This window comes from Streptomyces sp. NPDC039609 (assembly GCF_055596705.1).
Genome location: NZ_JBVIUJ010000005.1, coordinates 26201 through 46009 on the forward strand (window position 1 = coordinate 26201; position 19809 = coordinate 46009).

General features: G+C 71.4%; 20 protein-coding genes. 11 read left to right on the forward strand and 9 right to left on the reverse strand.

Annotation, left to right across the window (positions count from 1 at the left end; translation table 11 throughout):
* Positions 1–9: 9 nt before the first annotated feature.
* Complete coding sequence (locus tag ACZ561_RS15310) at positions 10–1614, forward strand: N-acyl-D-amino-acid deacylase family protein (protein WP_470994547.1); 1605 nt, start codon at positions 10–12, stop codon at positions 1612–1614.
* 202 nt (positions 1615–1816) lie between these two features.
* Here ACZ561_RS15310 and mptB read toward each other — a convergent pair whose 3' ends face one another.
* Positions 1817–3283, reverse strand: coding sequence for a polyprenol phosphomannose-dependent alpha 1,6 mannosyltransferase MptB (gene mptB, locus ACZ561_RS15315; protein WP_470994550.1), 1467 nt, complete (start codon positions 3281–3283; stop codon positions 1817–1819).
* 11 nt (positions 3284–3294) lie between these two features.
* Positions 3295–3753 (reverse strand): hypothetical protein, encoded by a 459-nt coding sequence (locus ACZ561_RS15320; protein ID WP_470994552.1) that lies wholly within the window; start codon positions 3751–3753, stop codon positions 3295–3297.
* A gap of 152 nt (positions 3754–3905) precedes the next feature.
* Here ACZ561_RS15320 and ACZ561_RS15325 point away from each other — a divergent pair, with 152 nt between their 5' ends.
* From ACZ561_RS15325 to ACZ561_RS15350, 6 genes are all read left to right on the forward strand, one after another.
* Positions 3906–5117, forward strand: a complete 1212-nt coding sequence (locus tag ACZ561_RS15325; protein ID WP_470994555.1) for a pyridoxal phosphate-dependent aminotransferase — start codon at positions 3906–3908, stop codon at positions 5115–5117.
* An 82-nt stretch (positions 5118–5199) separates the two neighbouring features.
* Positions 5200–5592, forward strand: a complete 393-nt coding sequence (locus ACZ561_RS15330; RefSeq protein WP_470994557.1) for an SCO4983 family protein — start codon at positions 5200–5202, stop codon at positions 5590–5592.
* Between the two features lie 180 nt (positions 5593–5772).
* Positions 5773–6891, forward strand: a complete 1119-nt coding sequence (locus ACZ561_RS15335) for a hypothetical protein (RefSeq protein WP_470994560.1) — start codon at positions 5773–5775, stop codon at positions 6889–6891.
* A complete protein-coding gene (locus ACZ561_RS15340) occupies positions 6888–8057 on the forward strand; it encodes a toxic anion resistance protein (RefSeq protein WP_470994562.1) in 1170 nt (389 codons plus the stop codon). Before ACZ561_RS15335 ends, ACZ561_RS15340 begins: the two co-directional genes overlap by 4 nt.
* Positions 8054–9709 (forward strand): substrate-binding and vWA domain-containing protein, encoded by a 1656-nt coding sequence (locus tag ACZ561_RS15345; protein WP_470994565.1) that lies wholly within the window; start codon positions 8054–8056, stop codon positions 9707–9709. Before ACZ561_RS15340 ends, ACZ561_RS15345 begins: the two co-directional genes overlap by 4 nt.
* Complete coding sequence (locus ACZ561_RS15350; RefSeq protein WP_470994568.1) at positions 9696–10286, forward strand: hypothetical protein; 591 nt, start codon at positions 9696–9698, stop codon at positions 10284–10286. Before ACZ561_RS15345 ends, ACZ561_RS15350 begins: the two co-directional genes overlap by 14 nt.
* Before the next feature lie 149 nt (positions 10287–10435).
* On the opposite strand, the gene ACZ561_RS15355 is transcribed toward ACZ561_RS15350, so the two are convergent.
* A complete protein-coding gene (locus ACZ561_RS15355) occupies positions 10436–12271 on the reverse strand; it encodes a phosphoenolpyruvate carboxykinase (GTP) (protein WP_470994570.1) in 1836 nt (611 codons plus the stop codon).
* Between the two features lie 195 nt (positions 12272–12466).
* Between ACZ561_RS15355 and trhA the strand changes: the two genes are divergently transcribed.
* Positions 12467–13159 (forward strand): PAQR family membrane homeostasis protein TrhA, encoded by a 693-nt coding sequence (trhA, locus tag ACZ561_RS15360; protein WP_376440501.1) that lies wholly within the window; start codon positions 12467–12469, stop codon positions 13157–13159.
* Positions 13160–13176: 17 nt separating this feature from the next.
* The gene (locus ACZ561_RS15365; protein WP_470994573.1) at positions 13177–13791 is read left to right on the forward strand and encodes a TetR/AcrR family transcriptional regulator; all 615 of its coding nucleotides are present in this window, start codon (positions 13177–13179) and stop codon (positions 13789–13791) included.
* Here ACZ561_RS15365 and ACZ561_RS15370 read toward each other — a convergent pair.
* From ACZ561_RS15370 to ACZ561_RS15380, 3 genes are read right to left on the reverse strand one after another with little or no spacing between them, the layout of a single operon-like run.
* Entirely contained in the window at positions 13757–14809 is a 1053-nt protein-coding gene (locus tag ACZ561_RS15370) for a glycoside hydrolase family 26 protein (RefSeq protein ID WP_470994576.1), read from the reverse strand. The genes ACZ561_RS15365 and ACZ561_RS15370 overlap by 35 nt on opposite strands.
* 1 nt (position 14810) lies before the next feature.
* Complete coding sequence (locus tag ACZ561_RS15375) at positions 14811–15458, reverse strand: vitamin K epoxide reductase family protein (RefSeq protein WP_470994579.1); 648 nt, start codon at positions 15456–15458, stop codon at positions 14811–14813.
* 18 nt (positions 15459–15476) lie between these two features.
* Positions 15477–15980, reverse strand: a complete 504-nt coding sequence (locus ACZ561_RS15380) for a DUF5949 family protein (protein ID WP_470994582.1) — start codon at positions 15978–15980, stop codon at positions 15477–15479.
* A 172-nt stretch (positions 15981–16152) separates the two neighbouring features.
* Between ACZ561_RS15380 and ACZ561_RS15385 the strand changes: the two genes are divergently transcribed.
* Positions 16153–16545 carry a tyrosinase family oxidase copper chaperone gene (locus ACZ561_RS15385; RefSeq protein WP_470994585.1) on the forward strand — a complete coding sequence of 131 codons (393 nt, stop codon included), beginning with the start codon at positions 16153–16155 and terminating at the stop codon, positions 16543–16545.
* On the forward strand, positions 16529–17395 hold the full coding sequence (locus ACZ561_RS15390) for a tyrosinase family protein (protein ID WP_470994588.1): 867 nt from the start codon (positions 16529–16531) through the stop codon (positions 17393–17395). The genes ACZ561_RS15385 and ACZ561_RS15390 overlap by 17 nt, the downstream gene beginning before the upstream one ends.
* 88 nt (positions 17396–17483) lie before the next feature.
* On the opposite strand, the gene ACZ561_RS15395 is transcribed toward ACZ561_RS15390, so the two are convergent.
* The 3 genes from ACZ561_RS15395 to ACZ561_RS15405 form a co-directional block, all read right to left on the reverse strand.
* Complete coding sequence (locus ACZ561_RS15395) at positions 17484–17765, reverse strand: chaplin (RefSeq protein ID WP_470994591.1); 282 nt, start codon at positions 17763–17765, stop codon at positions 17484–17486.
* A 292-nt stretch (positions 17766–18057) separates the two neighbouring features.
* On the reverse strand, positions 18058–18534 hold the full coding sequence (locus tag ACZ561_RS15400; protein WP_376440479.1) for a hypothetical protein: 477 nt from the start codon (positions 18532–18534) through the stop codon (positions 18058–18060).
* A 201-nt stretch (positions 18535–18735) separates the two neighbouring features.
* Entirely contained in the window at positions 18736–19572 is an 837-nt protein-coding gene (locus ACZ561_RS15405; RefSeq protein WP_470994594.1) for a hypothetical protein, read from the reverse strand.
* Positions 19573–19809: the final 237 nt, after the last annotated feature.

Here is a 19809-nt window from a genome sequence, read left to right on the forward strand (position 1 = left end):
CCGGTCACCATGGACCTCGTCATTCGCGACGTGGACGTCATCGACGGCTCCGGTGGGGACTCGTACCGCGCCGATGTCGCCGTCGACGGCGGCCGGATCGCCGCCATCGTCAAGGAGGCCGCGGCGGCGGGCTGTCAGCGCCCCACCGCCCGGCGCGTCCTGGACGCCGAGGGGCTCGCCCTGTCCCCCGGCTTCATCGACATGCACGCCCACAGCGACCTCGCGCTGCTCCGCGATCCGGAGCACACCGCGAAGGCCGCGCAGGGCGTGACCCTCGAAGTCCTGGGCCAGGACGGGCTGTCGTACGCGCCGGTCGACGACCGCACGCTCGCGGAGGTCCGCAGGTCGATCACGGGCTGGAACGGCGACGGTTCCGACATCGACTTCGACTGGCGCACGGTCGGCGAGTACCTGGACCGCCTGGACCGCGGGATCGCGGTGAACGCGGCGTATCTGATCCCCCAGGGCACGGTGCGGATGTACGCGGTCGGCTGGGACGACCGCCCGGCGACCGACGCCGAGCTGAACAGGATGCGGCAGCTCGTCGCGGAGGGCATGGAGCAGGGCGCGGTGGGCATGTCCTCCGGGCTCACGTACACCCCCGGGATGTACGCGAAGGACGCCGAACTCACCGAGCTCTGCAAGGTCGTGGCGGGGTACGGCGGCTACTACTGCCCGCACCACCGCTCGTACGGCGCCGGTGCGCTCCAGGCTTACGAGGAGATGGTCGCCCTCACCCGGGACGCGGGCTGCGCGCTGCACCTGGCGCACGCCACGATGAACTTCGGCGTGAACAAGGGCAGGGCTCCGGACCTCCTGGCCCTGCTCGACGAGGCGCTGGAGCAGGGCTCCGACATCACCCTCGACACCTACCCGTACACGCCCGGCTGCACGACCCTCGTGGCGATGCTGCCGAGCTGGGCGAGCGAGGGCGGCCCGGAGGCGACCCTGGCGCGACTCCAGGACTCGGAGACTTCGGAGCGGATCCGCCACCACCTGGAGGAGATCGGCTCGGACGGCTGCCACGGAGTGCCGATCGAGTGGGACACGATCGAGATCTCGGGGGTCGGCGAACCGGGTCTCGCCTCCTTCGTCGGCAGGACGATCGACCGGTCGGCGCGGATGCGCGGGGAGTCCCCCTGGACCACCGCCCGGCGTCTGCTGATCGACGACCGACTCGGCTCGACGATCCTCCAGCACGTCGGCCACGAGGAGAACGTCCGCACGATCATGCGCCACCGGGTCCACACCGGCGGCTCGGACGGCATCCTCCAGGGCCTCAAGCCGCACCCGCGGGCGTACGGCACGTTCCCGGAGTACCTGGGGACGTACGTACGCGAGGAGGGCGTCCTCTCCCTCGAGGAGTGCGTGGCCCACCTGACCTCCCGTCCCGCGGCCCGCCTGCGCCTCCCGGACCGGGGCCTGATCCGCGAGGGCTACGTGGCGGACATGGTCCTCTTCGACCCGACGACGGTGGCGGCAGGCTCGACGTACGAGGCCCCGCGCACCCTCCCGGTGGGCATCCCCCACGTCCTCATCGACGGGAGGTTCGTGATCGAGGACGGCAGGCGTACGGACGTCCTGGCCGGCCGCGCCCTCAGGAGGCAGCCGTGACGTGACGTTGTCCGGCGCGCGGCGGCGTCATCGGCCGATTCCGCCGAGCCCCGCGCCGAGCACGTTCGCGCCCAGGAGGAGCAGCACGATCCGAGGTGCCCCGCCGGGACGGTATCCAGCAGCCGCCCGTCGAGCGCCTGTCACTTCGCCGTCCGAACGGGTCGTTGCCCGGTGGCCCCCGCGCCGCCGGTGGCCTCCCCGTCTACGACGGCCTGTCGGCCCGGTCGGCGTGGGCCGTCCGGCGTGCCGGGACCGACGGCGCGATCCCCTCTGCGGGCCGTGCCCACGGCTCCCGCCGTGCCCACACGAGTCCCAGGGCGAGGACCACGCCGGCCGCCACGAACCCGTACCACGGTGTGTGTCCCGACGGCGCCGTCTCGTACACGAGCGCCGCCGAGAAGACGGCGAGCAGCTGTCCCGCCCGGGTGTCCCACGCCACCGCCGCGACGACGACCGCACCCCACAGCAGGTACCAGGGCTGCACCATCGGCGAGAGCGCCACCAGGGCCACCAGCGAGAGCCCGAGCCCCAGCACGGGCTCGATCCGCCCCTTCCACGCGCGCCAGGCGAGCGCGAGGATGATCGCCACCGCCGCGAGAAGTCCGAGCTTCTGCACCACGTCCTTCACCGGATCGGGGTCGTCCGCGAGGAGGAGTCCCAGCCCCAGCCCCACGTCGCTCGTGACCGACAGCGCGGTGTGGATGGCTCCGGCGACGCCCTGCGTCCGCAGCCAGCCGAACCCCGTTCCGGCCACCACCGTGGCCACCGCGGCCACCGCGCCCGCTACCAGGCCCGGCAGAGCGAGCCCCTTCACCACACCCCGTACGCCACCGTCCCGCCGCGCGACCATCACCCCGATGAAGAGCAGCGCGACCGCCGCGGGCGACTTGATCATCATCGCGAGCCCGACGAGGACGCAGCCGAGCACCCACCGCCCCCGCACCGCGAGCACGACGCCGCTCAGCATGAGCCCGGCCATGAGCCCGTCGTTGTGCATCCCGCCGACGACGTGAATGAGCAGCAGCGGATTGAGCGCGGCGAGCCAGAGGGCGCCACTGCCGCCCCCCAGCCCCCTGACGGCCCGGACAATCAACGCGAGCGCGCCGAGAGCGATCAGCCGCATCCCGAACACGGCGGGCACGATCTCCCCGCCGGTCACCTTCACCACGGCCTGCGCGAGGACGAGGAAGACCGGCCCGTACGGAGCGGGGGTGTCGGTCCAGTGCCCGCCGACGCTCGCCGCCGCGTCCGCCCCGAGGTCGCCGGGGCCGAGGACCGACGGCCCGCCCCCGTACACGTCGTGCCCCTCCAGGACCATGGCGCCCTGCGCGATGTAGCTGTACACGTCGGCGCTGTACAGCGGCGGCGCGAGCACCAGCGGCGCCGTCCACCACGCCAGCGTGCCGATCACCCCGTCCCGCGCGGCCCGGACCCCGCGCGCCAGCAGCACCCCGTACCGCCACCAGGCCGCCACGAGCAGGGACAGACCCAGGTACGCGAGGAGGGCACCGGCCAGAGCCGACGCCGATCCGCGCGAGGCCCACAGCCCCCACGGCTCGCGCACGGGAAGCGTTCCGGCCGTGTAGCCGCCCACCGCGACAGCGAGCGATCCGAAGGCGCCCAGCCAACGGCACCCGGAGGCATTCCACAGGCCGCTCCACCGCGACACGACCGCCTGCCTCACTGCGTCCGCTTCTGCTGCCCGGGGGCGGAGCCCGACTTCCCGGGCTTGTCGGTCGTGGAACCGCCGGACGAACCGTCGGTGGCGCCGTCCGTCGCGGTGGCCTGCGCGGTCGCCGTTCCGGAGGCACTCGGACGGGCCGGGGCCTCAGCCGACGCGGACCCGGACGGCTTCGCCGCGGACGGTGCCGGTGTGCCGGTGGCACCGGCCTCCGCGTCGCCCTCCGCCGGATCGGCCTGGATCAGCGCCGGCAACCCCGGGCGCCCGTCGTCACCCGTCGGCGCTCCGCCGGTCTGCCCGGACCGGAACGCTCCGGAGACGACCGCGACCAGCAGTCCGAGGCCGACGACGCCGCCCCCGGCCAGCAGCCGGCGCCCCCAGGGGGCCGGCCGGGCCGTGGCATGACGGCGGCGGCGCCCGGGGGCGCGTGCGGCACGGTCGTCCTGGTGGCGGCTCATGGCCGCGAATTCTACGGAGCGGGCGCGCACCCCGGCGCACCGCCCACTTCCCCGGCCCCCGGCCCCTCCCACCGCCCCGTGGCGCCTTCCGTTCCGCCCGACGTGTCCCAAAACACGAGGCGCCCCGCTCCGGCCCGCCGTAAGCTCTCGACATGCAGGTGATCCAGTCCACGAAGCTCGCCAACGTCTGTTACGAAATCCGGGGTCCGGTGCTCGAAGAGGCGATGCGGCTTGAGGCTGCGGGTCATCGCATCCTCAAGCTCAACACCGGAAACCCGGCCGCCTTCGGCTTCGAGTGCCCCCCGGCGATCCTCGAGGACGTCCTGCGCAATCTCGCCGACGCCCATGGCTACGGCGACGCGAAGGGGCTGCTCTCCGCCCGCCGCGCGGTGATGAGCCACTACGAGACCAAGGGCATTCCGCTCTCCGTCGAGGACATCTACCTCGGCAACGGCGTCTCCGAGCTGATCCAGATGTCGATGCAGGCGCTGCTCGACGACGGCGACGAGGTGCTGGTCCCCGCCCCGGACTATCCGCTGTGGACCGCCTCGGTCTCCCTGGCCGGCGGTACGGCCGTGCACTACCGCTGCGACGAGCAGGCGGACTGGATGCCGGACCTCGCCGACATCGAGCGGAAGATCACCGATCGCACCAAGGCGATCGTGATCATCAACCCGAACAATCCCACGGGCGCCGTCTACGACGACGAGATGCTCCGCTCCCTCACCGAGATCGCCCGCCGCCACAACCTGGTCGTCTGTTCCGACGAGATCTACGACAAGATCCTCTACGACGGCACCACGCACACCCCCACCGCTGCCATCGCGCCCGACCTGCTCGTCCTCACCTTCAACGGGATGAGCAAGAACTACCGGGTCGCCGGCTTCCGCTCCGGCTGGCTCGCGGTCTGCGGCCCCAAGGCCCACGCCACCTCGTACATCGAGGGGCTGACGATCCTCGCCAACATGCGACTGTGCGCCAACATGCCCGCGCAGCACGCGGTGGCCGCCGCCCTCCAGGGCCGGCAGTCGATCGAGGACCTGGTCCTGCCCGGCGGCCGGCTGCTCGAGCAGCGCGACACGGCGTACGAGCTGCTCACGCAGATCCCGGGCGTGACCTGCGTGAAGCCGAAGGGCGCCCTGTACCTCTTCCCGCGGCTCGACCCGAACGTCTACAAGATCAAGGACGACCGGCAGATGGTCCTCGACCTGTTGCGGGCCGAGAAGATCATGGTGGTGCACGGCACCGGCTTCAACTGGCACGAGCCCGACCACTTCCGGATCGTCACGCTCCCCACGGCCACGGACCTGGCGGACGCGGTGACGCGGATCGGGCGGTTCCTGGACGGGTACAGCCAGCCGTAGCCCCACCCACATCGGACCGCACTCAACTTTAGATTGAATCTAAGCTAGGATGGCTGCAGAGCTACCGCAGGAGGCCGTCCCCATGTACGAACCGATCCGCACGAAGTCGGTCCACCGGATGGCCGACGACGACCAGGACGCATACCCGCACCGTTCCCGCGAGGAAGAGCTGGACATTCAGCTCGCCGGGCACCTCGCCGCGCTGCTCGCCGTCACGGACGAGCTGGGCGACGCGGCGGCCGGAGAGCTCATCGCCCGGCAGGTGGCGCGGCTGCGCGGCGCGCCGCCGGCCCGCCATGCGGGGCTGAGCGGCTCGAACCCCCAGTCGCTGCACCGGCGCGCCCACGCCCTCGCGGGTCGCGCCCTGGTCGTCGCCGCCTCCCGGGCCGACACGGCCGTCGCGATCCTCGCCGCCGAGCGCATGGACGCGCACACTGCGGCGCTGACCTCGCCCGAGCTGGTCAGCGCCCCCTGACGGCCCCGGGCCGCGTGCCGGGGAGGCGCGCTGCCCGGGTGCCACCCAGCCCCGGACACCCCGACGGCCGTCGCCCCGCTCGACCGGGCCCTCGCCCCGGAGGCGAGCACGGTACACGGCGCTCCGGTTCGGTACCGGGATCGGTCCTTCACCCGCCGTCCACCCAACTCCCCCTGGAATGTGGGCTTCCGCGAGCAACCTGCTCCCGTGAGACGCATCCTGGGAATCGTCCTCGCCGTCCTGCTCCTGGGCGGTGTGGCCGCCGCCCTCGTGGCAGGCGGCGACAAGGACAAGGGCACGGCAACGAAGACCGTGCGAGGAGTGATCGGATCGGAGAAGGCGGAGTTCTTCGCCGATCCCAAGGTGGTGAAGGCCCTGGCCGACAAGGGCTTCACCGTGAAGGCGGAGACCTCCGGGTCCTGGGACATGGAGCAACTGCCGCTCGACGGCTATGACTTCGCGTTCCCGTCGTCCAAGGCGCCGGCCGACGAGTTGCGGGCCCGGACGAAGGTGAAGGGCGCCGTGCTGCGCCCCTTCTACTCGCCGCTCGTGGTCGTCGCCCACAGCTCCGCCGCCAAGGTCCTCGCCGACAACGGCCTGGTCGCCCTGGGCGCCGGGGGCCGCACGGGCACCCTGCGCATGGGCCCGTACCTGGAGGCCGCGAAGGCGGACCGGACCTGGCAGCAGCTCAAGGGCGCTGCCGGACATCCGGAGTTGAGCGGCACGGTCTTCATCACGTCGACCGACCCGGTCGCCTCCAACTCCGGCGCGCTCTACCTGGCAGCGGCGAGCTATGTCGCCGACGGCGGCAAGGTGGCGGGCGACAAGGCGGCCGTGGAGCGTACGGCGCCGCTGCTGCGCAAGCTGATCCAGGTGCAGGGCGCCCAGCAGTCCGGCTCGGACGCCCCGTTCCGCGACTTCATCAGCGGTGTCGGCAATCAGCTGGTGCTCGTGTACGAGTCCCAGGTCGCCTCCCCGCTCCTCGCCGAGCAGGACCTGGGAGACCTGGTGGTGCTGTATCCGGACACCACGGTGATCAGCGACCACACGGTCGTACCGCTCAGCGAGAACGGCCGGGCGCTCGGCGAACTGCTCACCTCCGACACGGAGTTGCGTCAGCTCGCGGTGGGCCACGGCTTCCGCCCGCAGGGCGCCGCCGCCGAGTTCACGGCCGCGACCGCGCCACTCAAGGACCGCCTCAACCAGACCATGACCGGAGTCCGCCAGGCGCCCGTGCCCACCAGCGAGGTGCTGCACGAGATGGCGCGGCGGGCCCGTACCCAGGGGGACCCCGCATGACCACGCCCGAAGCCCCGTTGATCCTCACCCCGCCGGAGCCGGTCGCCCCGGTCCGTACCGAACAGGCCTCCGGCCTCGTCCCGCTCGACGAGTCCGTCCGCACCGAGATGGCCCGCAGGGCGGTCGAGTACGTCGGCTCGCTCGCCGGGCTCGACACCCGCTCGCCCGAGTTCGCGGGCCGCATCGGGGAGATCGCCGCGCTCGGGGCCGGCGAGATGCGCAGCGCGGCGGCGCAGTCGAACCGGATGCTCGACCGTACGGTCCGCTCGCTGGCCGACGGCGGCGGCGACGCCCAGTCGCGGGTCGGCTCCTCCCTGGTGGCGCTGCGTCGCACGGTCGAGGACCTCGACCCGCGCGACACGCCCGGCAGGGGTGCCCGGCGGCTCCTGTCCAAGCTGCCGGGCGGCAACAAGCTGCGCGACCACGTCGCCAAGTACGCCTCCTCCCAGGGCACGCTGAACCGGATCGTGGGGTCGCTGCGCGGAGGCCAGGACGAGCTGCGCCGGGACAACGCGGCGCTGCAGACCGAGCGGGCCAGGCTCTGGGAGACCATGGGCAAGCTGCAGGAGTACGCGGTCCTCACCGAGGCGCTCGACGCGGCCGTGGAGGAGCGCATCGCGCTGACGGCGGACCCGTCGGCGGCGGACGCCTTGCGCTCCGACGTCCTCTTCCCGGTCCGCCAGAAGCACCAGGACCTGCTGACCCAACTCGCCGTCTGCGCCCAGGGATACCTGGCGATGGACGTCGTCCGCCGCAACAACGACGAGCTGATCAAGGGCGTCGACCGGGCGGCCACGACGACCGTCTCGGCGCTGCGGATCGCGGTGATGCTCTCCTCCGCGCTGGAGAGCCAGCGCAAGGTGGTCGAGCAGGTGAACGTCCTGCGGTCGACGACGGAGGACCTGATCCGCGGCAACGCGGAGATGCTGGCGACCCAGAGCGGCGAGATCCAGCGCATCGCGGCGGACCCGGCCGTGGGCGCGGAGACGCTGCGCACGGCGTTCCAGCAGATCTACCGGACGCTCGACGCGATCGACACGTACAAGGTCCAGGCGACGGAGTCGATGGCGGCGACGGTCGAGTCCCTGACCTCCGAACTCCGGACGGCGAGCGCCTACCTGGACCGCACCCGCCGTAAGAGCGCGCTGGAAGGCGGCCTGGAATGACATCCTCCGCACCGGGGTCCGGCAGACCGACACCGGCCACCACCCCCACCGACGACGTGACCGCCCGCACGGGCGCTCGGCGCGCCACCCGCCCCTCCGCCCTGGTCCTCGCGCTCGTCGCGGTCATGGTCGCCGTCACCGCCTGCACCGCCGGTGGTGGCGGCGACGACGGCGACGGCGGCACGCAGGCGAACCCGCCCCGCACGCTCCGCGTCCTCGCCTCGTCCGAGCTGGCGGACATGGAGCCCGTTCTCGAGGAGGCGCGCAAGGCGACCGGGGTCACGGTCCGCCCCACCTACGCCGGCACGCTCGACGCCGTCGAGCAGATCGCGTCCGGCGCGGCGGAGAAGTCGTACGACGCGGTCTGGCTCTCCTCCAACGACTATCTGCGGCTGCGTCCCGACACCGCGAAGAAGATCACCGGCGAGACCCCGATCATGACCTCCCCGGTCGCCCTCGGTCTCCGGCCGGGCGCCGTGGCCGGCCTCGGCTGGGACCCGGCGAAGGTCACCTGGTCGCAGATCCACCAGGCCGTCGCCGACAAGAAGCTCGGCTACGGCATGACCGACCCGGCCCGTTCCAACTCCGGCTTCTCCGCGCTGGTCTCCATCGCCTCCGGGCTCTCCGGCGCCCAGTCCGCCCTCACCGAGAAGGACGTCGCCGCAGCCACCCCGAAGCTCAAGGAGTTCTTCGGGGGCCAGAAGCTGACGTCCGGCTCCTCCGGCTGGCTGGCCACCGCCTGGTCCCGCCGCACCGACGTCGACGCACTGATCAACTACGAGTCCGTGCTGCTCAACTCGGCCGAGAAGCTTGACGTCGTCCGCCCCGCCGACGGTGTCGTCACCGCCGACTACCCCTTCACGCTCCTCACCTCCGCGAGCCCGGACGCGAAGCAGGCGGCCGCGAGCCTCACCGCCCATCTCCGCACGCCGAGCGCCCAGCGGATGATCACCAACCGGACCCTGCGCCGCCCGGTGGTCCCCGGTGTGGAGCTCGCGGCGCCGCTCACCACCGACCAGCGCCGCGAACTGCCGTTCCCCGGCAGCCGGTCCGTCGCCGACGGCCTCCTCGACGCATACGAGAACAAGCTCCGCCGCCCCTCCCGCACCGTCTACGTCCTCGACACCTCCGGCTCCATGGAGGGCGAGCGGCTGACCCGGCTCAGGTCGGCGCTGGCCGAGCTGACCGGGGACTTCCGGGACCGCGAGACGGTCACCCTGATGCCCTTCGGCTCCGCGGTGAAGCAGGGCGAGGTCCGTACGTACACGGTCGACCCGGCCGCCCCGCAGACGGCCATCGACGCCATGCGCGCCCAGGCGGGCGGGCTCTCCGCCTCCGGCGGCACCGCGATCTACTCCAGCTTGAAGGAGGCGTACGAGCATCTCGGGACCGCCTCCGACGGCGACACCTTCACCTCGATCGTGCTGATGACGGACGGCGAGAACACCGACGGCGAACCGGCCGCCGCGTTCGACTCCTTCTACCGGGGCCAGTCGCCCGCCCAGCAGCGGACACCGGTCTTCCCGATCCTCTTCGGCGACTCCGACCGCACCGAACTCGACCACATCGCGTCCCTGACCGGCGGCCGGCTCTTCGACGCCACCAAGGGCTCGCTGGACGGAGCCTTCGAGGAGATCCGTGGCTACCAGTAAGGCAGTCGCCTTCCTCGAGTCCCGCAAGAACCTGACCGGCTGCGCCTGCGGCCTGGCCGGGCTCGCCCTCACCTTCACCGGTGCGGCCGGCTCCCTCTGGCCCGTGGTCGTCGTGGGCCTGTACGGCGCGGGCGCGCTGATCGCCCCGCCCGAGCGGCCCTCGGCACCGGAATTCCCTGACGCGGCGGAGCAGCTCGACGCCCTGCGGGCGGACTTCGCGACCCTTCGCGGCTATCTCGCGGAGGTCGAGCTGCCGCCCGCCGCGGCCGGCCGTCTCACCGAGCTGGACGCCCTGGTCGAGGCGCTGCTCGCGCCGGGCTGGGTGAGCGATCCGGAGCATCTGCACGTGCTGGCCCGGGCGGTGCGCCAGGACATCCCGGAGGCGGTGGACACCTTCGTACGGACGCGTTGGTGGACCCGGGTCACGCCGGGTTCCGAGCCGCCGGAGCGCCATCTCGAACGCCAGTTGACCGCGCTGCACGGCGAGGCCGCCGAGATCGCGGCCGCCCTCCAGGACGCGGAGGCGATGCGCCAACGCACGCACACGCAGTACCTCGAAGACCGACGCAATCCCTGACCTCGACCATCGGTCGAGGAACAGAAAGCACCGGCCCCCGAAGCCGTGAGGGGGCTTCGGGGGACCGGTGTGCATCGTGACGAGCCGTTCGTGACCCCACTGGTCAGGGCGGTGTTCGGGGCGACCCGCCACGAGTCTTGAGGTGGGGATCAGCCCAGGCGCTCGACCAGCGCGCGGTACTCGTCCCACAGTTCCTTCGGGGTGTGGTCGCCGAAGGTGTTCAGGTGCTCGGGGACCAGGGCGGCCTCCTCGCGCCAGACGTCGCGGTCGACCTTGAGCAGGAACTCGAGGTCCTCCGCGGGCAGCTCCAGGCCCTCGGTGTCGAGCGAGTCGACGGTCGGCAGGATGCCGATCGGGGTCTCGACGCCCTCGGCCTTGCCCTCCAGGCGCTCCACGATCCACTTCAGGACGCGGCTGTTCTCGCCGAAGCCGGGCCAGACGAACTTGCCGGCGTCGTTCTTGCGGAACCAGTTCACGTAGTAGATCTTCGGGAGCTTGGCGGCGCGTCCTTCCCGCGCGGCGTCGCTGCCGACCTTGACCCAGTGGGCCATGTAGTCGCCCATGTTGTAGCCGCAGAACGGCAGCATGGCGAAGGGGTCGCGGCGCAGCTCGCCGACCTTGCCCTCGGCGGCGGCGGTCTTCTCGGATGCGACGTTCGCGCCGAGGAAGACGCCGTGGTTCCAGTCGAAGGACTCGGTCACCAGCGGCACCGCGGAGGCACGACGGCCACCGAAGAGGATCGCCGAGATCGGCACACCCTTGGGGTCCTCCCACTCCGGCGCGGCGATCGGGCACTGCGAGGCCGGGACGGTGAAGCGGGCGTTCGGGTGGGCGGCCGGCGTCTCGGACGCGGGCGTCCAGTCGTTGCCCTTCCAGTCCGTGAGGTGGGCCGGGGGCTCCTCGGTCATGCCCTCCCACCAGACGTCGCCGTCGTCGGTCAGCGCGACGTTGGTGAAGACGGCGTTGCCCCAGAGGGTCTTCATGGCGTTGGCGTTGGTGTGCTCGCCGGTGCCGGGCGCGACGCCGAAGAAGCCGGCCTCGGGGTTGATCGCGTAGAGGCGGCCGTCCTCGCCGAAGCGCATCCAGGCGATGTCGTCGCCGATGGTCTCGACCGTCCAGCCGGAGATCGTGGGCTCCAGCATGGCGAGGTTGGTCTTGCCACAGGCGGACGGGAACGCGGCGGCGACGTACTTGGACTCGCCCTGCGGCGGGGTGAGCTTGAGGATCAGCATGTGCTCGGCGAGCCAGCCCTCGTCACGCGCCATGACGGACGCGATGCGCAGGGCGTAGCACTTCTTGCCGAGCAGGGCGTTGCCGCCGTAGCCGGAGCCGTACGACCAGATCTCACGGCTCTCGGGGAAGTGCGAGATGTACTTGGTGGAGTTGCAGGGCCACGGCACGTCCTCCTGGCCCTCTTCCAGGGGGGCGCCAAGCGTGTGGACGGCCTTCACGAAGAAGCCGTCGGTGCCGAGCTCGTCGAGGACGGCCTGTCCCATGCGGGTCATGGTGCGCATGGAGACGGCGACGTACGCGGAGTCGGTGATCTCGACGCCGATCGCGGAGAGCGGCGAGCCGACCGGGCCCATGCAGAAGGGCACGACGTACATGGTGCGGCCACGCATCGAGCCCTGGAAGATGCCCTTCTCGCCCGCGAAGAGCTCCTTCATCTCCGCCGGGGCCTTCCAGTGGTTGGTCGGGCCCGCGTCCTCCTCCTTCTCGGAGCAGATGAAGGTCCGGTCCTCGACGCGCGCGACGTCGGTCGGGTCGGAGGCGGCGTAGTACGAGTTCGGTCGCTTGATCGGGTCAAGCTTCTTGAACGTGCCCTTGGCGACGAGCTCCTCGCAGAGGCGCTCGTACTCGGCCTCGGATCCGTCGCACCAGACCACGGCGTCCGGCTGCGTGATCGCCGCGATCTCGTTCACCCAGGAGATCAGGTCCTGGTGCTTGGTCGGAAGGGTGGTGGGAGCCGCGTTCTCGCGCGCCACGATTGCTCCTTGATGAGGGGTTTTTAGATGTCTGCCCCGTGGGGGCTGCGACCCGGATGCGTCGTAGCTGCTCATCCGGTGCCGACCGCACTCATTTGATCATCCGACGCATACGCCCATATGTCCAGAGGGCCGCACACGTGAGCATCGCCACTCCTATCCGGGACCTACGGGGGCGTAGGTAGCATTCGACTCATGACTTCAGCCGTGCCGGACGTGACCCGGATAGAGCACACCTCGTCCCACCCGCATCTGCTGAAGCCCAGGCTCAGAGGCTGGCTGCACGCGGGCATGTTCCCGGCGGTGATCGTCGCCGGCCTCACCCTCGTCGCGCTCTCCGACTCTCCGCGCGCCCGGATCGCCTGCGGGATCTACGTCCTCACCGCCTGCCTGCTCTTCGGCATCAGCGCGCTGTACCACCGCGGCAACTGGGGTCCGCGCGGCGAGGCCATCCTGCGGCGCCTCGACCACGCCAACATCTTTCTGATCATCGCGGGCACCTATACCCCGCTCACGCTGCTGCTGCTCCCCGATTCCACCGGGCGGCCGCTCATGTGGGCGGTCTGGGCCGCCGCCGCGGCCGGCATCGCCTTCCGGGTCTTCTGGGTCGGCGCCCCGCGCTGGCTGTACACGCCCTGCTACATCGCGATGGGCTGGGCCGCCGTCTTCTTCCTGCCCGACTTCATGCGGGCCGGCGGCATCGCCGTCCTCGTCCTCGTCATCGTCGGCGGACTGCTCTACAGCGCGGGCGGCGTGATCTACGGCATGAAGCGGCCCAACCCGTCCCCGCGCTGGTTCGGCTTCCACGAGGTCTTCCACTCGCTGACCCTGGCGGCCTTCATCGTCCACTACGTCGGCATCTCGCTGGTCGCCTACCAGCACGCGTGAGCCCCACAATGGCGGCCATGGCCGCCGAACAGAGCCCTCCGCCCAGCCTGCGCGAACGCAAGAAGCTCAGGACCCGCGCCGCGATCCGGAGGGCCACCTACCGGCTCGTCGCCGAGCAGGGGTACGAAGCGGCCTCCGTGGAGCGCATCGCGGCGGCGGCCGACGTCTCCCCCTCCACCGTGGTGCGCTACTTCCCGGTCAAGGAGGACATCCTCCTCACCGACGAGAGCGACGCCGTCCTCGACGCCCGGCTGCGGGCGCGGCCGGCCGACGAGGAGCCGCTGGAGTCCCTGCGCGCCGTCGTCCTCGACGCGGTCGCGACGGCGCTCGCCGACGAGCCGGAGGAGACCCGGCTGCGCGCCCGCGTCATGGTCGAGGTCCCGGCCGTACGGGCCCGGCTCACCGAGACCGCCGCCGAGACCGCGCAGTTGCTGGCCCGCGCCCTCGCCGAGCGCACCGGCCGCGACGCCGACGACCTGGAGGTACGGGTCTTCACGGCGGCGGTCCTCGGCGCCCTGCGCGAGGCGACCGTCTACTGGGCCGAGCGCGGACAGACCGACGACCTGGTCCGCCTTCTCGACCGGACCGTCGACACCCTCAAGGGTGGTCTGTCGCTCCGAGCGCTCCCCTGACGACCCGCCCCGACTCCGGATTGTCCGGACACCCCCACACCCCGTGCGGGCAGTAGTCCGTGAACGTCTGGTAGACCGGCCGGTGCCGCGCGAACCAGTCGAGCATCCCCCGTACGTACGCCGGATTGTCGCCGTTGCGGAAGAGACCCCACTCCGGGTATGAGACGGGCTTGCCGTGCTCGGCCGCGAAGCGCACATGGTGCGCCAGCCCGAAGTCCTCGGTGACCTGCTCCTCGAAGGAGAGCCCCTCGGGCTGGTCGTAGGCGTCGAGCCCGATGATGTCGACGTACGCGTCACCCGGGTAGCAGCGCGTCCACTCCACCGCGTCCCGCCCCCGGCTGGCGGTGAAGTCGAAACGGAACCGCTGTCCCGGCACCGCGCGCAGCACGTCCACCACCCGCCGCCAGTACGCCTTCCAGCTCTCCGGGTCCGGTCCGCACCGGTGGCTGTAGGTGGTGCCGTTCATCTCCCAGCCGAGCACGAGCACGGCGTCGGAGAGCCGGTTCTCGACGAGCCGCTCCCCCAGGATCCGGAAGTGACCGTCGTACGACCCCGCCGCCCCGCGCCGCAGCCCGGCCCTGACCTCGGCGTCCACCAGCCCTTCCTCGTTCCGGTCGAGCAGCGGCACGTTCAGGACGAAGAGCCGCCCCGGCTGCTCCTCCTTCCACCGCGCCCACGGCTCGAAGAGCTCGCGATGGCCCTCGATGTTGGACCAGCGGTCGCCGGGAAGATAGGTGTGTCCGACGGTCAGCGACGCGCCACCCAGCCAGCGCTGCACCTCGGCGATCCGCCGCACGCCCGCCTCGTCGGAGCCCGTGAAGAAGCCGGACGGCACCGTCACCGGCGCCGGGTCGGGCGCGGACGGCGCCGGGTCGGGCGCGGTCGGCGCCGGGTCGGGCGCGGTCGGCGCCGCGAGATGCCGGGAGCCCGGCGCGATGCGGCCGTCGGGCAGGACGAGCGCGAGAACGGCCGCGAGCAGCACGATCAGTGCTGCCCGCGGCCAGGAGAGGAGAGTCACGTCAGCTGGTCCAGAAGTCCCACCATCGGGTCAGGATCAGCATCCCGATGATCCCGATGTGCAGGACGGGCAGCGCGAAGGTGAAGTCCTCGAAGAACCCCTTCACGGCGGCGGGCATGGGCAGCACACCCGTGCGGACGTTGTGCGAGGTCACGTACCAGAACATGACGATCGTGGCGGTCCAGGCCAGGCAGCACCAGAGACAGAGCGCGTTGATCTCGTACAGCGACTGGTGCATCAGCCACGTGCAGAACCCGACGCCGAACAACATCCCCGCGTTCAGGCCGAGCCAGAACCAGCCGCGGTGGCGGGCACCGGCGAGGACCCCGGCGCCGATGGCGACGACCATCCCGTAGGTGACGAGGCCGAGCATCGGGTTCGGGAAGCCGAAGACCGAGGCCTGCTCGCTCTTCATGATGTTGCCGCAGGACACGACCGGGTTGAGGCTGCAGCCCGGCTGGAAGTTCGGGTCCTCCAGGAGCTTGAACTTGTCGATCGTGATGACCCAGGCGGCCAGCACCCCTGCCGCCCCGGTGATCATCAGCAGCAGACCGAGGGCCCGGCTCGCACCGATCGTCCCGGCGTCCTCCCGGGCCTCCTCCTGCCGCTGCCCCGGCAGCACCCCGCCCCGTACGTTGACCGTCGCCATGACGTGCCCCCTCTCCGCTCAGCCCTGCAGCCGCCGGACGGGCAGCAGAAGGTGCGCCGCGGCCCCCACGACCTCGTCGTCGGTGACGAAGGACCTCAGCCGCTCGTCCGTGACCTCCTCTCCGGGCACCGCGTCGGGCCAGGGGCGGACGGAGCAGATGAGGTAGGCGTGCCCGTTCTCGTGCGCTGCCGCCTCCCACTCCTCCGGGACCGGGATCTGTGCCTTCATGAACGGCAGGGTGAGCACGGCCCGCTGGGCCTCGACGAGCAGATGTGCGCCGGTCCCCCGCTCGATCGAGGCGTCGACCACCCGGCCCCCGAGCGGCAGGCCCATGCCTTCGAGGGTGGCACGCATCGCCTCTTCGCCGGCCTCCGGGCCCTCGCGGCCGTCCCCGAGCGAATACACCATCAGAAAGGGGGTGACGGGGATATCGGCGGTGGGACCGCTGGTCCACGGAACGACGGTGAGCGTCCCGAAGGGGGATTCGCTGCGCGCCGAGGAAACGACATTGGGAGAGGTCATGAATCCGGATGCTAGTGGTCGAACAGCCGTCACCCCGGACCGAATTCACTCGATCGGCCGACATTCATCCCGCTGACATGTCGCTCGCAACGAAGTCGGGTTTCCATCGTTGTGCCCTGAGGGCTTCCCCTACCTTCGGCGGGGGACCCCAGCCGACATCAGGAGATCACTCATGATCGTCACGCGCCGCGTCGCATTGCGGTCCCTCTTCACCCTGACCGTCGCCACGTTCACCGGCGGCGCGCTGGCCCGTATCGCCACCGCGCCGCGCCGGCTCCCCGTCGCCTCCGGCGACACCTTCGACGAGATGTACGGGGGCCACCGCATCCAGGCCCGCCGCACCCCCGCGGGGGTCCCCGAGGTTCTCGTCGACGGGCGGCCGCTGCATCTGATGCGCTGCGCGGACGGCGGCTATCTCACCCCGATCGACCATTACCAGACCTATCCGACGCCGCTGGCGGCCACCCGCGCGGCCGTGGACGAGCTGGGTTCCGCCCCGCTGAGCCGCTTCGCCGCCGCTCACGGTGTCCACCCGGGAGGGAGCTCGCGTGGTGTACACGCGTAAGAACCAGCGCGATCTGACGAGCGCCGAGCGGCGGAAGTTCGTGGCCGCGGTCCTGGAGCTCAAGCGGACGGGCGCGTACGACGACTTCGTCCGCACACACATCGACTACTACGTAGCCGACGGGGACAAGCGTCTGCGCGTCGCCCATATGACGCCCAGCTTCCTGCCCTGGCACCGCAAGTTCCTGCTGGAGTTCGAGCGGGCGCTGCGCGGGATCGACGCGTCGGTCACCGTGCCGTACTGGGACTGGACCCAGGACAGAACCCCGGCGGCCTCGCTCTGGAGCGAGGACTTCATGGGCGGCAACGGGCGGCGCAGCGACCTCCAGGTGACGACCGGCCCCTTCGCCTACGCGGGCGGCCGCTGGACCGTGGTGCACAACATGACCGAGGGCCGCTTCCTGACCAGGGACTTCGGCCGCCCCTCGGATCCGATCGCGCTGCCGACGGAGGCGCAGCTCGACAAGGTGATGACGGAGACGGTGTACGACGTGGAGCCCTGGAACTCCACGAGCGCGTCGGGGTTCCGCAACCGTCTGGAGGGCTGGTCCCCGGGCCGGGGCAACGACCGCTTCCATATCCACAACCGGGTACACCGCTGGGTCGGCGGTCTGATGCTCGGCGGGGCCTCCGTGAACGACCCGGTCTTCTGGCTCCACCACTCGTTCGTCGATCTGCTCTGGTCGCGCTGGCAGCAGCGCAATCCGCGGGCCGGCTATGTGCCGGTGCACCCCCCGCAGCTGGGCGAGTCCCAGTACCGCCGGATCGCTGCCCGCGACGAGGAGATGGGCCCATGGGGTGTCACCCCGGCCGAGATGCTCGACCACAGCGGGATCTACCGCTACGCCTAGCGGCGCGCGCGGAGCCCCGTACCGCGCTCACGGGAACGGAAGCGGCCCCCCGGCAGATGCCGGGGGGCCGCTCGCTGCTGAGGGGTGATCAGCCGCCGTAGCCACCGTCGTGGCCACCCTTGTGGTGACCGTCGACGTTCGCGCACTGGTTGCCGAACGCCGGGTTGATCAGACCGATGATCGTCACGGTGTTGCCGCAGAGGTTGACCGGGACGTGGACCGGGACCTGCACGACGTTGCCGGAGGCGACACCGGGAGAGTGGGCGGCAACGGCCTCGGCGCCCGAGTCGGCGATGGCCATGCCGGCTCCGCTGAGGGCAACGGCACTCGTGCCGGCGAGGACAGCGGCAGCCTTCGCGATGCGAGACATCAGGAACTCCTTGAACGTGGAAAGGCGACCGCGAGAATGACGGCCGACGTTCCCGTTCAACGCCGAAAAGGCGCACGGGTCACGGCCTTTAGGCCGGACGAGATGAAATGACGTGAGGAAGGCCCGCAGACCACCGGGATGCCCGCCGTCGGATACGGCGGAGCGAACCCTGTGGATCTGCGGGCCACGGCCATGCGACAAGCCTTCTGTTGTAACGAGCAACGACCCCTCGGGTGGCGGGGAAGAATCGTGTCTTCACCAACCGGGCCATTGGTCGTACAAAAGACCGCCGTCAGGCCGTCGGCTGCGCCAGACCCGCCTGGGAATCCAGCGCTCCGCTCACCGCGGGAGTAAGGACGCCGACCTCCGGCACGGCGAGGTCCGGCAGACCGAGCCGGTCGCCGCGCGGCGCGACGACGGGGTTGCCGACCGTCGCACCGGGGGTGGTCGCCTTCACGGGCGAGCTGGGGGTGGCGAACAGCGCCTTGCCGGGCTCGCTTCCCTCGATGAGCTCGGGCAGCGGGGCGGCGACCAGGGTCTCCGGGATCGTGCTGGAGACCGGCACCCGCGGCAGGGCGACGTCCGGCAGGAGGCCTGACTGCCCCTCCTGGAAGCCCGTGGGTCCGCCCGGCACCGGCAGCGGGACGCCAGAGGCCACCGAGGGGGCGTCCATCGGGATCACCGGCTCCAGGCCCTGGAGCGGAACGATCACCGGCGCCTCGGCGGCGGCCGCGGGAGCGGCCATGGCCGCGGAGGCGAGAGCGGTCATGAGGATTCCCATGCCGGCTTGAGATCGCAGATTCATGACTGCGTACGCCCTTCAGAGCAGGTGACGACGGTGCTGTGGTGATGCGCTCTGTGAACGAGCCCTCCGGAAGGAACGTCGCGAGATTCGCCCGTGTGCAGCAACGCGGAAGGCCCTCACCGGTGACGGTGAGGGCCTTCGTTGACGCTACGTCAGCACGGTTGATCAGTGACGGCGTCCGGCGCGAACGACGCGCCCGGCGCGGATGTACACGACCGATCCGCCGATGAGCAGCGCGGCGCTGACGGCGGCCGCGCCCATGAGCGCGGAGTCGCCTCCGGTGTCGGGAAGTTCGGGCTTACCCGGCCCACCCGGCCCGCCGGGATGAGTCGGCGGAGCGGTTGTCGTCGGCGGCTTGGTCGGAGGCTTCGTGGGCGGCTTGGTGGGCGGCTTCGTCGGAGGCTTGGTCGGAGGCTCCGAGTGCGTCGGCGGCTTCGTGGGCGGCTTGGTCGGAGGCTTCGTGGGCGGCTTGGTGGGCGGCTTCGTCGGAGGCTTGGTCGGAGGCTCCGAGTGCGTCGGCGGCTTCGTCGGCGGCTTCGTCGGAGGCTTCGTGGGCGGCTTGGTCGGAGGCTTGGTCGGAGGCTCCGAGTGCGCCGGCGGCTTCGTCGGGTGCCCGCCCGGGTGGTCACCCGGGTGATCGCCCGGGTGGTCACCGGGGTGGTCGCCCGGGTGGTCGCCGGGGTGGTCGCCCGGGTGGTCGCCGGGGTGGTCGCCCGGGTGGTGCGGGTTCTCGTGGCCGTCGTCGCCGTAGCCGTCGGGCTCGTCCTTGCCCGGACGGGCGCAGAGGTCTCCGACTGCGGCCGCGGCAGGGCCGTCGAGGTGCAAGGACTGCCCGCAGAGATCGGCGGGCAGGGGGACCTGAAGGTGGTGCCCGGCGCCCGGCTGGGGTGAATCACCCGGACCGTCTCCGGTGTTCGCCGCCACGGCGAAGCCTCCGGTCAGCGACAGGATTCCCGTCGCTGCCGCGGCAGTGAACAGCTTCCGACTGATGATGGATCGCATTCCGCTCTTCCTTGGAGAAGGGAGAGACCGGCGAGGATCCCCCCTCGCTCCGACCGGCCTTTCCGCGCGCCCGGTGCGTCAGTCACACTGACGCACCGGTTACGGAACGTAAGGCTCAGGGGTACCGGGCAGATGCGCGCCGCGGCTGCGGTGCGAGGTCGAGCGCTGCCGTCTTCGGTCGCTCCATGAACCAACCTTCCGTGTGGGATTGGCGAGAGCGTAAGGAGCGGCACACCA

What these genes read in the sequence shown, in the direction of transcription:
- ACZ561_RS15330 (WP_470994557.1), top strand. Translation starts at nt 5,200, where the DNA reads ATGTACGAACCGATCCGCACGAAGTCGGTCCACCGGATGGCCGACGAC.
- ACZ561_RS15340 (WP_470994562.1), top strand. Translation starts at nt 6,888, where the DNA reads ATGACCACGCCCGAAGCCCCGTTGATCCTCACCCCGCCGGAGCCGGTC.
- ACZ561_RS15400 (WP_376440479.1), bottom strand. Translation starts at nt 18,534, where the DNA reads ATGACCGCTCTCGCCTCCGCGGCCATGGCCGCTCCCGCGGCCGCCGCC.
- ACZ561_RS15310 (WP_470994547.1), top strand. Translation starts at nt 10, where the DNA reads ATGGACCTCGTCATTCGCGACGTGGACGTCATCGACGGCTCCGGTGGG.
- ACZ561_RS15375 (WP_470994579.1), bottom strand. Translation starts at nt 15,458, where the DNA reads ATGGCGACGGTCAACGTACGGGGCGGGGTGCTGCCGGGGCAGCGGCAG.
- ACZ561_RS15395 (WP_470994591.1), bottom strand. Translation starts at nt 17,765, where the DNA reads ATGTCTCGCATCGCGAAGGCTGCCGCTGTCCTCGCCGGCACGAGTGCC.
- ACZ561_RS15325 (WP_470994555.1), top strand. Translation starts at nt 3,906, where the DNA reads ATGCAGGTGATCCAGTCCACGAAGCTCGCCAACGTCTGTTACGAAATC.
- ACZ561_RS15345 (WP_470994565.1), top strand. Translation starts at nt 8,054, where the DNA reads ATGACATCCTCCGCACCGGGGTCCGGCAGACCGACACCGGCCACCACC.
- ACZ561_RS15385 (WP_470994585.1), top strand. Translation starts at nt 16,153, where the DNA reads ATGATCGTCACGCGCCGCGTCGCATTGCGGTCCCTCTTCACCCTGACC.
- ACZ561_RS15380 (WP_470994582.1), bottom strand. Translation starts at nt 15,980, where the DNA reads ATGACCTCTCCCAATGTCGTTTCCTCGGCGCGCAGCGAATCCCCCTTC.
- trhA (WP_376440501.1), top strand. Translation starts at nt 12,467, where the DNA reads ATGACTTCAGCCGTGCCGGACGTGACCCGGATAGAGCACACCTCGTCC.
- ACZ561_RS15365 (WP_470994573.1), top strand. Translation starts at nt 13,177, where the DNA reads ATGGCCGCCGAACAGAGCCCTCCGCCCAGCCTGCGCGAACGCAAGAAG.
- ACZ561_RS15405 (WP_470994594.1), bottom strand. Translation starts at nt 19,572, where the DNA reads ATGCGATCCATCATCAGTCGGAAGCTGTTCACTGCCGCGGCAGCGACG.
- ACZ561_RS15320 (WP_470994552.1), bottom strand. Translation starts at nt 3,753, where the DNA reads ATGAGCCGCCACCAGGACGACCGTGCCGCACGCGCCCCCGGGCGCCGC.